The following is a 14,324-nucleotide window of genomic DNA, read 5'->3' on the forward strand; positions in this document are numbered from 1 at the left end:
TGGCCGGAGAAGGCTCTGAGCTGGGAGCCGGAATGACGGCGCGCGCCGCCGCCTGACCGGCGGCGGATGAAAATTTCGCCGGGACGGCAGGGGTCGTCCCTGTCGTCCCGGCGAAGAATCTCACTCAGACGCGGGTCCAGCGCTGGTTGGAACCGCCGTTGCAGTCCCAGATCGCCAGCTTCGTGCCGTTGGCCGTGGCGTTGTTCGGCACGTCGAGGCACCTGTTCGCACCGACGGCGGTGATGCTGCCGTCGGAGTTGACGCGCCACTTCTGGTTGTTCTGGCCGTTGCAGTCCCAGATGCGGACCGCGCTGCCGTTGGCCGTCCCGGAGTTGGCGACCTCCAGGCACTTGCTGCCGTAGACACGCAGTTCACTCGCGGAGGTCGACGACCATCGCTGGTTGGTCTGGCCGTTGCAGTCCCAGATCTGCACCAGTGTGCCGTTGGCCTGCGAGGCGCCGTTGACGTCGATGCACCTGCCGGAGCCCACACCTCTGAACGCGCTCGTCGTCCCGGCCGTCGGCGTGGCGGTCGGAGTGACGGTCGGGGTGACGGTCGGGGTCGGGTTGGGGTTGCCTGACGCGTTGTTCAGGACGGTGAGCACGGCGTCGTAGGCCTGCTTCTTGTTGTAGTTGCCGTCGAACAGCAGGGGGGTGTCGCCGCTGCGCCAGGAGTAGCGGTCGGTGACTCCCCAGGTGGTGATGCCGGTGCAGCGGGGGACGTTGACGCAGGCCTGGGTGACGCGGCGGTAGGCGTCGGCCTGGGTGGAGCCCGAACCGCCGATGTCGAGTTCGGTGATCTGGACGTCGACGCCGAGTGCGGCGAACTGCTCGATGTTCTGCTGGTAGTTGCTGGGGGGGTTGCCGAAGTGGGACTGCAGGCCGACGCAGTCGATGGGGACGCCGCGGGCCTTGAAGTCGCGGATCATGTTGTAGACGCCGCGGGTCTTGTTGGCGTTGGCGTCGTCGATGTTGTAGTCGTTGTAGCAGAGTTTGGCGGCGGGGTCGGCGGCGCGTGCGGCGCGGAAGGCTTCTTCGATGAAGCCGTTGCCGAGGCGCTGGGTGAAGATGCTGCTGCGCAGGGTGCCGACGGCGCCGCCGTCGGCGAAGGCCTCGTTGACGACGTCCCAGGCGTAGATCTTGCCCTTGTAGTGGTTCATGACGCCGTTGATGTGGTTGATCATGGCGCTGCGCAGGTCGTTGGTCTGCAGGTTCTCGACCCAGCCGGGGTATTGCGCGTGCCAGACCAGGGTGTGGCCGCGGACGGACTGGCCGTTGTTCTGTGCGTTGGTGACCAGGCGGTCGCCGGCGGAGAAGCTGAACGAGTTGCGGGAGGGCTCGATGGAGGCCCATTTCATCTCGTTCTCGGCGGTGACCGAGTTGAACTCGCGGTTGAGGACGGTGGTGTAGGCCGACTCGCTGAGCCGGTTCACCGCGACCGCGGCGCCGTAGTACCGGCCGCTCTGCGCGGCTGCGGCACCCAGGGTGCTGGCGGCGGCGGCGGGGACCGGCACCGCGAGCGCGGTGGCCAGGCCCGCGGCGCCGAGTGCCGCGGCGATCACCGCACGGCGGGTACCCCGGCCGGGTCTACCGGTACGGGGCGGGGGGATGGCGGTTCCAGGCATGCCTGAGCCTCCTGCGTCACTGTTCGTGGTTCAAGCGCGTGCGGAACACGCGCGACGGCGGACGTCCGGCGATCGCGTCTCAGCGGTGCTGCGCCGCGCACCGGCGTCGCGAGCTGCGGCTCCTGCCACGCACCACCACCGGAACCGGGGAGAGGAGCCGCTCGGGGACTCAGTCTGGAAATGTGTCTGAAACATGTCAAGCATTTCCCCGGCCGGTCCCCGCGGTCACGACGCGGGACGGGAGCGGCTCCGGTGGGGCGACCCTGGTGGTGGCGGCCTCCGACCGGCCCTGCCACCCGCCGGGAACGGCCGCGGCGACCTATGAATCTTTCACCACCGCACCGGCCGCATGCCGTCCGGAGGGACGTCCGTCACGCCAGATGAGGCCCGTCGCCACGGACGCGGGACCACGAGGACCGGACGCCATGACTTGACGGGACTCGTCCTGGTCGGATTGGCTCCGCGCACCACCGCCTCACCGTGGAACGAGAGGAGCAGCCGCCGGAATACTGTGTGTTAGCGCTAACAGCGCATTCCCTCCCCACAGCCGGCCCGGTACCGAGCGACCGGTGCTCAGCCCGTCCGCTCCGCCGGACCCGCGCCGGCGGCTGATCTGCCGAGGTTCTCCCTCAGCCAGATCTCCGTGGTGCGCACGTGCACGAGCGCCACCGCCTCGGCGAGCGAGGCGTCGCGTGCCGCGAGTGCCTGGTAGATGGCGGTGTGCTCGGCCACGGTACGGCCGGCCACGTCGTCCTCGACCAGGCCGCGCCACACCCGCGCGCGCAGCGTACGGCCCGTGATGCCGGACAGCAGCGCGAACAGCGACCTGTTGCCCGTGGCCTCGAACACGGCACGGTGGAAGGCGTCGTCGTGGTGGTTGAGCGCCTCGACGTCGTGCTGAACGCCGGCCATCGCCTGGAGGTGCCGCTCGACCACGGTGAGCTGCGCGGGAGTGATGCGCGTGGCCGCCAGCCCGGTCGCCACGGGCTCGAACAGGCGCCGTACCTCCAGGATCTCCAGCAGGTCGTCCCCCCGCATCATCTCGACGGCGAGACCGACGCCTTCCAGCAGCAGCTCGGGTTTGAGACTGGTGACGAACGTGCCGTCACCCCTTCTCACCTCCAGCACGCGGGTGGTGACCAGGGAACGCACGGCCTCCCTGAGCAGATTGCGTGACAGGCCCAGCTCCACGGCGAGTTCCTGCTCCGGAGGCAGCCTGGCACCCGGCGCCAGCACCCCTTCCTTGATGAGCTGCCTGATGTGCTCGATCGCCTGCTCTGTCAACGACATGGACGAATTTTCGTCCCTCGGGACCGGAAACGACCAGCCGCACCGCTGCCTGCCACCCCCGGGGGGACGCGTGACACCGTCACGGAACAGGAGGCGAGGACCCGCGCCTCATGACGTGACGCGGAAGGTGGCGTCCTGGCGGTCGGCGGCACCCGACGAGGAGCCGACCGGGTCGATGCGTAGGACATACCCCTGGTGACGGCGGCCCCCCGGGTGCGGCGGACCCGGGGGGCTCCGCCGGGTCACTGGCCGAGGCCGGCGAAGGCGTTGTGGTCGGCCACCGCGAGGAGCCGGCGGCCGGCCTGCTCGGGGCGGACGTTGGGGCCGCCGGGGGGCCGGGAGTTCGCCCGCGGAAGGGCCGTGATCACGGCCTCGTCGACGGTGACGCCGAGGCCGGGTGAGTTCCCGAGGACGAACTCGCCGTTCTCGACGTGCAGGTCGAGGGTCACGCCGAGGGGTGGCCGCAGGTCCTGCAGTTCGCTGGCCATGTGGTTCGGGACCGACGTCGCGGCGTGCAGCAGGCCGATGGGGGTGGTGCCGATGGGGCTGACCGGCAGGTCGTGCGCGTGCGCGAGCGCCGCCACCCGGAGGAAATGGGTGACCCCCCAGACCGCGGCGGTCTGGAGGATGTCGACGGCACCGGCGGCGACCAGTGGCCGGAACTGCTCAAGGCCGGTGAGGTTCTCCCCGCTGGCCACCGACGCGCGGACGCCGCGGCCGACGACGGCCAGGCCTTCGGCGTCCCACCGCCGGACCGGTTCCTCGATCCAGGTGAGATCGAGGGTGCGTTCGAGCTCGCCGACGTGCCTGACCGCCTGCTTGCGGGTCCACGACTCGTTGACGTCGAGCATCAGGCCCGGCCGTGCCCCGTGCGCGGCCTCGGTGAGGACGTCGCGCACCAGCGTCAGGCGGTGCCGGTCGCGCTCGATGTCGAGGCCGCCCTTGAGCTTGGCCGCGCGCAGGCCGTACCGCGCGTATTCCTGGTAGGCCGACACGAGCTCGTCGTCGGTCAGGCCGATGTCCAGGCCGGAGGCGTACGCGCGGACGGTGCGGTCGCGTCCGCCGAGCAGCCGCCACAGCGGTTCACCGGCGGCCTGCGCCTTGATGTCCCACAGTGCGGTGTCGAGCGCGCCGATGGTCCCGAACACGGCGCCGGCGTGACCGGCCTTGAACGTCTGCCGCAGCATCCGGTCGTACAGCGCCGTGACGCTCCGCGGGTCCTCGCCTTCGATGGCGGCGAACACCGCGTCGATCTCGACGCGCGGCCCGAAGCCGACGCCGGTGATCCCCTCGTCCGTGTCGACCATGACGATCGGGAAAGGGACGACGCCGTCGGACAACAATCCGTTGGCGTCGCCGACCGCGCGTCCCCAATGGTGCACGGTCGTGAGAGTGCGGTACCCCGTGATCCGCATGTCAGCCCTTCGTGGAACCGGCGGTGACACCGTCGGCGATCTGGCGCTGGAGAAACAGGTAGAGCAGCAGGACCGGTACGGCCGCGATCAGGACCCCCGAGGCGAACGTCGGGATGTCGTCGGAGTACTGCCCGCGGAGCGAGGTGACCCCGACCATCAGTGTGCGATGTCCGGCCGACGGCATCATCAGCAAGGCGATGAGCACGTCGTTCCAGCAGAACAGCGCGTTGAGGATGCCGACCGACAGCAGCGCCGGCGTCCCCATCGGCAGCATGATCCGCCGGTAGACCCCGTACAAGGTGTTCCCGTCGATCCGGGCCGCGTCGACTATCTCCGCGGGGATGGTCCTGTAGTAGCTGGTCATCAGGAAGACCGTGAACGGGAGGAACTGCGCGACGTAGGCCAGGATCAGGCCCGGGTAGGTGTCGATGAGGCCGATGTCCGCCATGATCCTGGTGAGCGGCACCATGATCACCTGAAATGGGATGAACAACGCCGCCAGGATGCCGAGGAAGACCACCGAGGAACCGCGGAACCGCATCTGGCTGAGCGCGAACCCGGCCATCGAGCCGAGCAGCGACAACAGGACCACCGCGGCGGTCACCACGACGACCGAGTTGACGAAGTACGTCCCCATGCCGACGCTCGTCCAGGCCCCGACGATGTTGTCCAGGCTCGGCGACTCGGCGAGCGAGAACCGGTCGAGGATGTACTCGCGCCGGGTCTTCCCCGCGACGTTGGCCGTGAACAGCAGAGGGTAGATCGTCGCCAGCGCCAGCAGCGCCATGGGGACGGCCGCCACCCATTTGGCGAGTCGAGCGCGGGCCATCAGTTCTCCCTCCCGGCGCGGCGCAGCAGGCTGATCTGCAGGAGCCCCACCACGAGCATCACGAGGAACAGGATGGTCGACGCCGCCGAGGCGAGCGCCGGACGGTTCATCTGTCCCTGTTCGATCCAGATGTAGTACTCCGGCAGGTACGTGGAGCCTTCCGGGCCGCCGCTCGTCATGACGTACAACAGGCCGAACATGGAGGTGAGCATGCCGATCATCGTGGTCACGAAGACGAACTGGATGGTGCGCGACAGACCCGGGATGATCACGTGCCAGATGATCTGGCGCAGCGTGGCGCCGTCGACCCTGGCCGCGTCCAGCAGCGAGGCGTTCAAGGTCGCGAACCCGGCGAGGAACACCACCAGCGCCATGCCGAACGTGGCCCAGATGTGCACCCCGACGACGGTGAACATGGCGACACGCGGGTCGCCGAGCCAGTCGACCGGGCCGAGGCCGACCGTGCCGAGGACCGCGTTGACCGGCCCGTCGAACGCGAGCAGCAGGTTGAAGATCGCGCCGACGATCACCGGCGAGAGCACCGCCGGGAAGAAGTAGACGCTGCGGTACACCCGGTGGCCGGGGACACGCAGGTAGATGAACGTCGCGAGCAGGCCCGGTATCGCCACCGCCACCGGAAGCAGCAGCACCAGCAGCCCGACGTTGCCGAGCGCGGTGCGGAACAGCGGATCCTGGAACAGGTGGATGTAGTTGTCCAGGCCGACCGTCGTCCCGTTGCGCTCCAGATCGCCGGTGAAGGAGTAGTTCACACCGAGGAGCAGGGGATACAGCCGCAGCCCCACGATGATCAGTACGGCCGGGGCGACCAGGACGTACGGCGTGAGGCGCTCGGATCGCGACGCGCGCGAGTCCTGCCGGCCGCGCCGGCCGGCGCCGCGACCGGCTCGCTGTCGTGCGGCACCGCCGCCGGTCCCCCCGGATCCTGCCGGGGCGACCAGCGACGGTGAACCTCCGATCGGCACGAGATCAGCCGCCCGCTTTGTCCGACGCGGCCAGCTGCTTCATCGCGTCGTCGACGGTGACCGATCCGCTCAGGAGCTTCTGGGACAGCCGTCCCATCAGGTCCAGCGTCTGCGAGGACAGCGGGACGTGCAGCGCGGCCTTGCCGGACTTGAGGTCCGACACGATGCCGGCGACGGCCGGGCCACCGGACGACACGTCGATGGTGGTGTCGGAGGCGATCGCGCCGGCGCTGGTGTAGAAGGCGTTCAGCGCCTCGGTCGAGGTGAGCGACCGCACGAGGTCGGCCGCCGCCTGCGGGTCCTTGGCCGTCTTGGCGACCGCGTACCCGATGCCGCCGTCGTACGGCAGGACCGGGGTGGCTCCGGGGGTGGCCACCGGGGCCTTCATGACGCCGAGCTTCTCCGGCGTGAGGAACTCGCTGAAGTCCTTCCAGTGGCCGACGTCCGAGATCAGCCCGATGATGTGCGCGGCCTTGCCGGCCTCGAACACGCCGAACGCGTCGTTGAACATCGCGGTGGAGTTGGCGCCGGGGCTGTTCAGGCCCTTGTCACCGGTTTCCTTCCACAGCTGGAAGACCTTCTTCACTCCGGGGGAGTTCCAGTCGCGCTTGCCTGAGACCCACTGGTCGTACTCCTCAGGGGTGAGCACGCCGGAGCCCATGCCGGACAGCCAGAACTGGGGGCCGATGCCTTCTTTGTTGCCGAGCGCGAAGCAGTCGGCCTTCGTCGCCTTCTTGATGGCCGCGCAACTGCTGAGCAGTTCGTCCCAGGTCTTCGGCGGGCTCTCGGGGTCGAGCCCGGCCTTCTCGTACAGCGCCTTGTTGTAGTAGATCGGGTGGCCCTGCACCGTCACCGGCGCCGCGTAGACCTTTCCGTCCTTGGAGAAGGCGTCCCAGCCCGCGAGCCGCTCCTTGTCCTGCGCCACGTACTGGTCCAGGGGGAGGAGCGAGTCGACGCGGTCGCTGAGCCGGCCGCCGCCGTTGAAGAGCATGACGTCGGGTCCGGTGCCGGACTGGATGGCCCCACCGAGCAGGGTGTAGTACTGCTCGTACGGCTGTGCCACGAACTCGACGGTGACATCAGGGTGCTTCTTGGCGAAGTCGGCCTTCGCCTTCTCGATGTAGGACGCCGCGGCCGGCTCACCGGACTTCCAGTCCCAGACCACCAGCTTGCCCTTCGCCTGCGCGGCGGGGGGTGCGCTCGGTGTGGCGCTGCCGCAGCCGGCCAAGGTCAGTCCCGCGATCAGGACCGCCGGCCACAGTATTCGCTGCTTCATAGCTGTTCACTCTCCAGAGTGCGGCCGGCGACCCCGGCCGTTTGCGCGAAAACGTAACTCGTATGACGTCTTACGTCAATACGGGTGACATATACTGAGCTGGCTTGTCCTCGTCGGGACATCCGGAGGAAAGATGACGGCACCCCAGGAAACTCCACGAAGCGTCCCGGCGACGCCGGCGTGGGTGCGGCGACCGGCCACACTCGCGAAGGCGGTGACGGCGGAGCTCGTGGAGCGCATCGTCGGCGGAGTGTACCCGCCGGGGACGCCGCTTCCAGCGGAACCCGCGTTGTGCGAGGCCTTCTCCGTGAGCCGGACCGTCGTCCGCGAAGCCGTGAAGATCCTCCAGGAGAAGGGGCTGGTGCAGGTCCGCCAGGGTGCCGGCACCATGGTGACCTCTCCCACCATGTGGGACATGCTGGACGAGCTGGTCCTCGCGGCGAGCATCGCCGAGGACGAGAGCCTCGCCATCCTCGACGACCTCGTCGTCACCCGGCGCGCGCTGGAGTGCGACATGGCGTACGTCGCCGCGCGCGTCGCCGACACCGACACCGTCGAACGCCTGCGGACGCTCGTCGACCGCATGGACGAGCTCGTGGACGACCACGTCGCCTACGCGCCGTACGACCGGGCCTTCCACGACACGATCATGCAGGCGTCCGGCAACCGCATCGGCCGCGGCGTGGTGCGTGCCCTGGAGAGCCAGGTCCTCAACACCGCCAGGTACATGGGCAACCCCGAGCGCGAGATGTGCGTGGCGTCCAACCAGGGCCACCGCCGCATCTACGAGCGCGTCGCCGCGCACGACCCCGGCGGCGCCGCCGACGCCATGTTCGCACACATCACCGACGCCTGGCTCGTCCGCAGGAACGGTCCCGGCGACCCGCGGCACGTCCTGCGGTAGCCCGGGCCGTCCCGCACCGGCGGGGACAGCGAGGCGCAGGCGAGTAGGGCGTGCGCCGGGGACGCCGGCCGGCCGTGCCGGCAGCCCCGGCGCTCGGTCACGTCGCGGCGGTCGTGGCCGCGCCTGGCAGGCCGGTGACCGGCTCGGGTCGCCGGCAGGTGCTGGCGACGGTCACGGCCGTCGAGGTCGCCGCCGCGTGCAGCAGGGACTCCATGACGTCGAGGACGTGGTACGCCAGGGCTCCGCTCGCGCGCGGCTCGTCGCCGGGTGGGGTGGTGGCGAAGTCGGCCAGGCCCACGCCGCGGCCCGCGTCGGGGTGACCCGCCGTCGCCGGGAGCGTCTCCCAGGGGTCGGCTCCCGGCCGGGCCAGCTGGACGGGACCGTCGAAGTGGTTGGGGTCGGGGACGACGAGCGAGCCCTGTTCGCCGTGCACCTCGATCCTCGGGGAGGTGGTGGCCTCGCCGTCGAAGCTCATCACCAGCGTGGACATCACTCCGGACGCGTGGGTGAGCACGCCGGTGATGTGGGTGTCCACGGTCACGGGGATCTCCTCGCCGCTGCGGGGGCCCGAGGCGATGGTCCGCTTGGCGCGGGTGCGGCCGGCGGCGCCGATGACCGTCGTCACCGGGCCGAACAACGTGATCAGGCTGGTGATGTAATACGGCCCCATGTCCATCAGGGGGCCGCCGCCTGGCACGTAGTAGAAGTCCGGGTTGGGGTGCCAGCGTTCGTGACCCGGGGTGATCATGGTGGCGGTGGCGGCCACCGGCCTGCCGATGAGGCCGTCGTCGATGGCCTTGCGCGCCGTCTGGGTGCCGGTGCCGAGCACCGTGTCCGGCGCGCAGCCCACCCGTACGCCGGCGGCGGAGGCGGCGCGCAGCACCTCGGCGGCCTCCGCGGTGGTGGCGGCGAGGGGCTTCTCGCCGTAGACGTCCTTGCCGGCGGCGATGGCCCGCAGCGCGATCTCGGCGTGCGCGGCGGGGATGGTGAGGTTCAGCACGACGTCGACGCCGGGGTGCGCGAGCAGTTCCTCGACGGTCAGCGCCTCGGTGCCGGGGTACCGCCCCGCCGCCTCCCTGGCGCGTTCGTGGTCGAGGTCGGCGACGGCGGCGAGGCGCAGTTCGGGGAGGCGTTCGATGGTCTGCGCGTACTGAGCGAAGATCACGCCGCAGCCGATGACGCCGACGTTCACCGGGAGGCCCACAGCATTCCCCTCTCGATGACGGTGCGCACGTCGCTCTGGCGCAGGACGTCGAGGCTGTGGCCCGGGGTCGCGACGAAGACCTTCCCGCTGCCCCAGCGGCGGGTCCAGATCGCCGGTGAGGTGACCTCGCGGTGCCAGGGATCGAAGGGCCGGAGTTTCTGGGTGGTGGTGGCGAGCACGTCGTTGTACTCGTCGGTCAGCACCCAGTACTGCTCGGTGACCAGGTCGAAGTCCGCGATGCCCTTGGTGACGGGGTGGTCGGCGGCCTCGGTGAGGATGTTCACGGTGTGGGGGACGAAGTTGTCGGTCTCCGAGCCCACGCATTCGGCGGGGTCCTTGCCGGGGTGGCAGGCGAACTGGCCGCCGACGAGGTGCAGGTAGTCGGAGGAGTTGCGGAAGGAGTCGGCGATGCCGCCGTGCCAGCCCGCCAGCCCCGTTCCCGCGCGGACGGCGGAGTCGAGGCCGCGCATTTCCTCCGGCTCGATCGTGCCCATGGTGTAGCACTGCACGACGAGGTCCACCCCGGCCATGAACGCGGTGTCCGCGTACGGCGCGGGGGAGTCGGCCCGGTGCACCTCGAAGCCGCTCTCCTCAAGGAAAGGGATGAAGAGCTCCGTGGCCTCCACCGGGACGTGTCCCTCCCAGCCACCCCTGACCACCAGAGCCGTGCGGGTGTGATCGCGTGTCATGGTCCCCCAATCGTCTTAGCGACAAACGCCTCCAATCTTCACATTTCACACCGACAGTCACCAGAGGGTGCGGTCAACGGCGTACGGTGTCCTGCGCGTCCTCCTCGGCGAGGAAGCCGCCGGACTGGTGGTGCCACAGGCGCGCGTACGGGCCCTCGGCCCTGAGCAGCTCGTGGTGGTCACCCTGCTCCACGATGCGGCCCTGGTCGAGCACGACCAGGCGGTCCATGCGGACGACCGTGCTGAGCCGGTGCGCGACCACGATCGCGGTGCGGTCGCGCATCAGACGCCACAGGGCCTGCTGGACGAGGATCTCGCTCTCGGAGTCCAGCGCGCTCGTGGCCTCGTCCAGCAGGAGGATCGGCGCGTCCCGCAAGATGGCGCGTGCGAGCGCCACGCGCTGCCGCTGACCGCCGGAGAGTTTGACGCCGCGCTCCCCCACCAGCGTGTCGAAGCCGTCCGGAAGGTCGTCGGCGAACTCGGTGACGTGCGCCGCCTCGGCCGCCGCGCGGATCTCGGCGCCGGTGGCGCCGGGCCGTGCGAACGCGATGTTGTCGCTGAGCGACCGGTGGAACATGGCCGGGTCCTGCGGGACGTAGGCGATCATGGCGCGCAGGTCGGCCTGGCTCAGCCGGCTGATGTCCTGGCCGCCGATCAGGATCCGGCCGCCTTCGACGTCCATGAAGCGCAGCAGCAGGCGCGTGAGCGTGGTCTTGCCGCCGCCGGACCGGCCCACCAGGCCGATCTTGGTGCCGGCCGGGATGTGCAGGTCCAGGCCGTCGAAGAGGCGCGAGTGACCGGCGTGCGCGAACGCCACCCGCTCGAACCTGACCTCCGCGTCGGCCGGCCGCAGCGGCATCGGGTCGTCGGGGTCGACCACGGCCGGCGGCGTGAGGAGGAGTTCGGTGAACTGCGCGGCCTCGGTGAGCACACTCTCCACGCGGCGGTAGACCTGGTTGAACTCGAACATGATGCCGACCGCGTTGGCGTAGTAGGCGAACGTCACCACGATCGCCTCCACGCCGAGACCGCCGCGCAGCGCGACGGCGAGCAGCAGGCCGGCGGTGCTGGTGACGACCGCCAGCGGCGCGACGACCGTGTCCACCCGCAGGTTGCCGTAGTCCCACGAACGCAGCGTCAGCCTGCGCTGCTCGGCGAGCCTCACCCGGTTCTCCGCGGCCTCGCGGCGCTCCGCGGCGAACGCGCGGACGGTGTCCATGTTGGCCAGCACGTCGGCGACGTGGCCGGACACCTGCACCTTGGCGGCCTCACGCAGGTTCACCAGTTGCTGACGGCGGCGGATGAGCGGCGCCACGACGATCCCGGTGAAGGCGATGAGGCCGACGAGCACGACGACCAGCAGCGGGTGGTAACGCCAGAGCACCACCGAGGCGAACCCCAGCGGCAGGAACTTGGCGAAGATCGAGAACGTCAGCGTGTCCATGAAGTTCTCAAACGAGCCGGAGAAGCTGAGCACCCGTTTGGTCAGCGCGCCGGCGAAGTTGTCGTGGAAGAAGGCGGCGTCCTTGGCCAGCAGTTCCTCCATGCCGCGCGCGCCGAGATGCTCCATGCCGTAGGCGTCGGTCCGGTTGACGAAGTGCATGCCGATCCGCCACATCACCTCGCCGGCGATCAGCAGCCCGCCGAAGCCGAGGACGTACGGCATCAGCACCCCGGCGGTGGCACCCGCGCCTTCCGACAGCCGTCCGACGATCCCGGCCACCATCAGTGGCGCCAGATAATTCAGGCAGATGTTGCCGAGTGCCGGGCCCATCAGCGCCGGCACCGTGAACCGCCACAGGCGCCGTAGTTCCCCGTTGTAGTACCGCAGTGCCAGCAGAACCGCTGATTTGCGGACAGATGAATTGTTGTCTGAAGAATCGAGAAAACCGAGCACGACCACCCGCCTCTCTGAGCCCACGGCCATGGCCATGGTGACCCAGCGTGGGGGGCGGGAGCGAACCATTTTCGCCGGGTTGCGCGGACAAACTTAGCGAAATCACACATATCTCGACAGGCGATTATCCGTCCCGGAGGTGATCACGGTCCCCGGCGACCACCTCGAACGCACCTGGACCGTGCCGTTTCGAGCTGGGGTTCTCGGGCAGTCGGGGGGTGGTTAGGCAGCACGACTTGACCCGGAGGCAGACATGACCATCACTTGGGTGGCCGTTGTTGTTGCCGTGGTGGTGGCGATCGTCGCGGTCGGATACTTCGCCACGAGGCAGCAGCGCAGGCGGCGGTTGCAGGAGCGCTTCGGCCCGGAATACGAAAGGGCCGTCAAGGAACGGGAGAGCCGGCGCGAGGCCGAGCAGGACCTGCGCGAGCGGGAACAGCGCCATGCGCAGCTCGACATCAAGGACCTCGCACCCGAGACTCGCTCGATGTACGCGAAGAAGTGGACCGAGGTGCAGGAGCGCTTCGTGGACGCGCCGGGGTTCGCCGTCACGGAGGCCGATCACCTGGTCACGTCGGTGATGGCCGACCGCGGCTACCCGACGGAGGGCTTCGAGCAGCAGGTCGCCGACCTGTCGGTGGCCCACGGGGCGACGATGGACCACTACCGGACGGCGCACCAGATCAGCAGCCGCGCCGCGCGGCAGGAGGCGTCCACCGAGGAACTGCGGCAGGCGATGGTGCACTACCGGGCCCTGTTCGAGGAACTGCTCGGCGCCGGCACCGGCCACGGCACCACCGGTCGCGAGCACATGAACGGTGTCGCGGACCACGACCGTGGCGACGGCGCCGCGGACCGCGCCGCCGCACGGCCCGACGTGGCGGCCGAGCGCGCGCGTGAGCACACAGCGGCGACGTCCGACGCGCGTGACGCCGGTCGCGACGGGCAGAGGGGGTGACGGCGGTGGAGCCTTATCGCCGTGATCAGGCGGACGACGGTGACAGGGAGAGGAACTCCGGGGTGAAGGACAGAGACGAAGCAACGGCTTTCGGCCGTGAGAGCGACTTCGACCGGCTGGGGAACGACGGCGACGCGGCGAACCCGGTGACGGCCGAGGAGGACGGCCGGGTGCGCGAGGAGGCCGGCCGGGTGAACGACCCCGACGGCATCGGCCCCGACGGACGCGTGGACGACCCCGACGGCATCGGGCCGGACGGACGCGTGGACGACGTGGACGGCATCGGCCCGGACGACAAGCCGGGCCAGGTCCACCGGCCCGGCCACGACAGCGACGTGCTGGTCGCGGGGACCACCGCGGGGACCGGCCTCGACGCCGACCCCGAGCACGGGCCCGGCGAGGCCGACGCCGCCGAGCGTGACCGGCCGGCCGACCTGGCCGATTACCCCGATCCGTCCGAACATCCCCGGCCCGGAGACCTGAGTGCTCCGGCGGCCGAGATCCCCGAGCCGGTGACGGCCGAGCCGGTGCTCGCCGGCCACGGGGACGTGCCGGACGTCGTGCCGCCGGCCTCCCCCGCCGGGACCGGCGACGGTGTGGACTTCCGGCAGCGGTGGCGCGAGGTGCAGGCGAGCTTCGTCGACGACCCGCGCGACGCCGTGCGCCAGGCCGACGAGCTCGTGGACGAGGTCTTCGACCGCGTCGTGAAGCGCAAGCAGGAGCTGACCGACCGCTGGAAGGACGCCGACCAGGGTGACACCGAGCGCCTGCGCGTCACCCTGCGGGAGTACCGCTCCCTGCTCGACGATCTCGCCGAAATCGCCGACCACCCCGCCGGATCGGACTCCCGACCGGCCCGACACCTCGCGAGGTAGACATGCTGGCCATCGCCGCGGCGATCGTCTTCGGGATCGCCTTCCTGTTCGCTCTCATCGGGACGAGCATCGGGATCTCCACCACCGCACTGCTGGCTCTCGGGCTGTGCCTCCTCGCACTGCACCAGGGCGGCATCGGCACCTCGTCGGTCGGCGGCGGCAACTGGCGCGGCTACCGCCGCGCTCGCCGGTGACCCGCTGAGCCTGCCGCGCGGGCCCTTCCGGGCCTCGGGCCCGCGCGGTGAGAGAGAGGGCGCCGTCGCCCCCCGGCGACGGCGCCCTCTCATGTTCTCCGAGTGTCAGGCACGGCCCGAGGACCGGGCCGTGAGAAGGCGGCCTCCAGGAGGTGACGAGGTGGGTGGCGCGGATCGCGGGGGACA

At 70.1% G+C, this 14,324-nt stretch carries 13 protein-coding genes; 4 read left to right on the top strand and 9 right to left on the bottom strand.

Features of this window, described 5'->3' with window-relative positions:
- Window positions 1-124: 124 nt before the first annotated feature.
- The 6 genes from BJ992_RS19000 to BJ992_RS19025 all read right to left on the bottom strand — a co-directional run bounded on the left by BJ992_RS19000 (window position 125) and on the right by BJ992_RS19025 (window position 7,417).
- The gene (locus BJ992_RS19000; protein WP_343072744.1) at window positions 125-1,561 is read right to left on the bottom strand and encodes an endo-1,4-beta-xylanase; all 1,437 of its coding nucleotides are present in this window, start codon (window positions 1,559-1,561) and stop codon (window positions 125-127) included.
- A 636-nt stretch (window positions 1,562-2,197) separates the two neighbouring features.
- Window positions 2,198-2,914, bottom strand: coding sequence for a FadR/GntR family transcriptional regulator (locus BJ992_RS19005; RefSeq protein WP_184982862.1), 717 nt, complete (start codon window positions 2,912-2,914; stop codon window positions 2,198-2,200).
- 242 nt (window positions 2,915-3,156) lie between these two features.
- Complete coding sequence (locus BJ992_RS19010; RefSeq protein ID WP_184982864.1) at window positions 3,157-4,329, bottom strand: mandelate racemase/muconate lactonizing enzyme family protein; 1,173 nt, start codon at window positions 4,327-4,329, stop codon at window positions 3,157-3,159.
- Window position 4,330: 1 nt separating this feature from the next.
- Window positions 4,331-5,158, bottom strand: coding sequence for a carbohydrate ABC transporter permease (locus BJ992_RS19015; protein ID WP_184982866.1), 828 nt, complete (start codon window positions 5,156-5,158; stop codon window positions 4,331-4,333).
- Window positions 5,158-6,141 (bottom strand): ABC transporter permease subunit, encoded by a 984-nt coding sequence (locus BJ992_RS34350; RefSeq protein WP_184982868.1) that lies wholly within the window; start codon window positions 6,139-6,141, stop codon window positions 5,158-5,160. The genes BJ992_RS19015 and BJ992_RS34350 overlap by 1 nt, the downstream gene beginning before the upstream one ends.
- 4 nt (window positions 6,142-6,145) lie before the next feature.
- Window positions 6,146-7,417 carry an ABC transporter substrate-binding protein gene (locus BJ992_RS19025; protein ID WP_184982869.1) on the bottom strand — a complete coding sequence of 424 codons (1,272 nt, stop codon included), beginning with the start codon at window positions 7,415-7,417 and terminating at the stop codon, window positions 6,146-6,148.
- Window positions 7,418-7,550: 133 nt separating this feature from the next.
- Between BJ992_RS19025 and BJ992_RS19030 the strand changes: the two genes are divergently transcribed.
- On the top strand, window positions 7,551-8,321 hold the full coding sequence (locus BJ992_RS19030; RefSeq protein WP_184982871.1) for a FadR/GntR family transcriptional regulator: 771 nt from the start codon (window positions 7,551-7,553) through the stop codon (window positions 8,319-8,321).
- A 97-nt stretch (window positions 8,322-8,418) separates the two neighbouring features.
- Here the strand turns inward: BJ992_RS19030 and BJ992_RS19035 are convergent, their stop codons facing one another.
- The 3 genes from BJ992_RS19035 to BJ992_RS19045 form a co-directional block, all read right to left on the bottom strand.
- Window positions 8,419-9,525 (bottom strand): Gfo/Idh/MocA family protein, encoded by a 1,107-nt coding sequence (locus BJ992_RS19035; RefSeq protein ID WP_184982873.1) that lies wholly within the window; start codon window positions 9,523-9,525, stop codon window positions 8,419-8,421.
- Entirely contained in the window at window positions 9,510-10,214 is a 705-nt protein-coding gene (locus tag BJ992_RS32990) for a ThuA domain-containing protein (RefSeq protein ID WP_184982875.1), read from the bottom strand. The genes BJ992_RS19035 and BJ992_RS32990 overlap by 16 nt, the downstream gene beginning before the upstream one ends.
- 73 nt (window positions 10,215-10,287) lie before the next feature.
- A complete protein-coding gene (locus tag BJ992_RS19045; RefSeq protein ID WP_246496713.1) occupies window positions 10,288-12,147 on the bottom strand; it encodes an ABC transporter ATP-binding protein in 1,860 nt (619 codons plus the stop codon).
- A 217-nt stretch (window positions 12,148-12,364) separates the two neighbouring features.
- On the opposite strand from BJ992_RS19045, the gene BJ992_RS19050 reads away from it, so the two are divergent.
- The 3 genes from BJ992_RS19050 to BJ992_RS19060 all read left to right on the top strand — a co-directional run bounded on the left by BJ992_RS19050 (window position 12,365) and on the right by BJ992_RS19060 (window position 14,138).
- Entirely contained in the window at window positions 12,365-13,069 is a 705-nt protein-coding gene (locus tag BJ992_RS19050) for a hypothetical protein (RefSeq protein ID WP_246496714.1), read from the top strand.
- Between the two features lie 62 nt (window positions 13,070-13,131).
- A complete protein-coding gene (locus BJ992_RS19055) occupies window positions 13,132-13,944 on the top strand; it encodes a hypothetical protein (protein ID WP_184982877.1) in 813 nt (270 codons plus the stop codon).
- Window positions 13,945-13,946: 2 nt separating this feature from the next.
- Window positions 13,947-14,138, top strand: a complete 192-nt coding sequence (locus BJ992_RS19060) for a hypothetical protein (RefSeq protein WP_184982879.1) — start codon at window positions 13,947-13,949, stop codon at window positions 14,136-14,138.
- Window positions 14,139-14,324 lie beyond the last annotated feature (186 nt).

Origin of the sequence: Sphaerisporangium rubeum, from assembly GCF_014207705.1 — a bacterium.
GTDB classification, from domain to species: Bacteria; Actinomycetota; Actinomycetes; order Streptosporangiales; family Streptosporangiaceae; genus Sphaerisporangium; species Sphaerisporangium rubeum.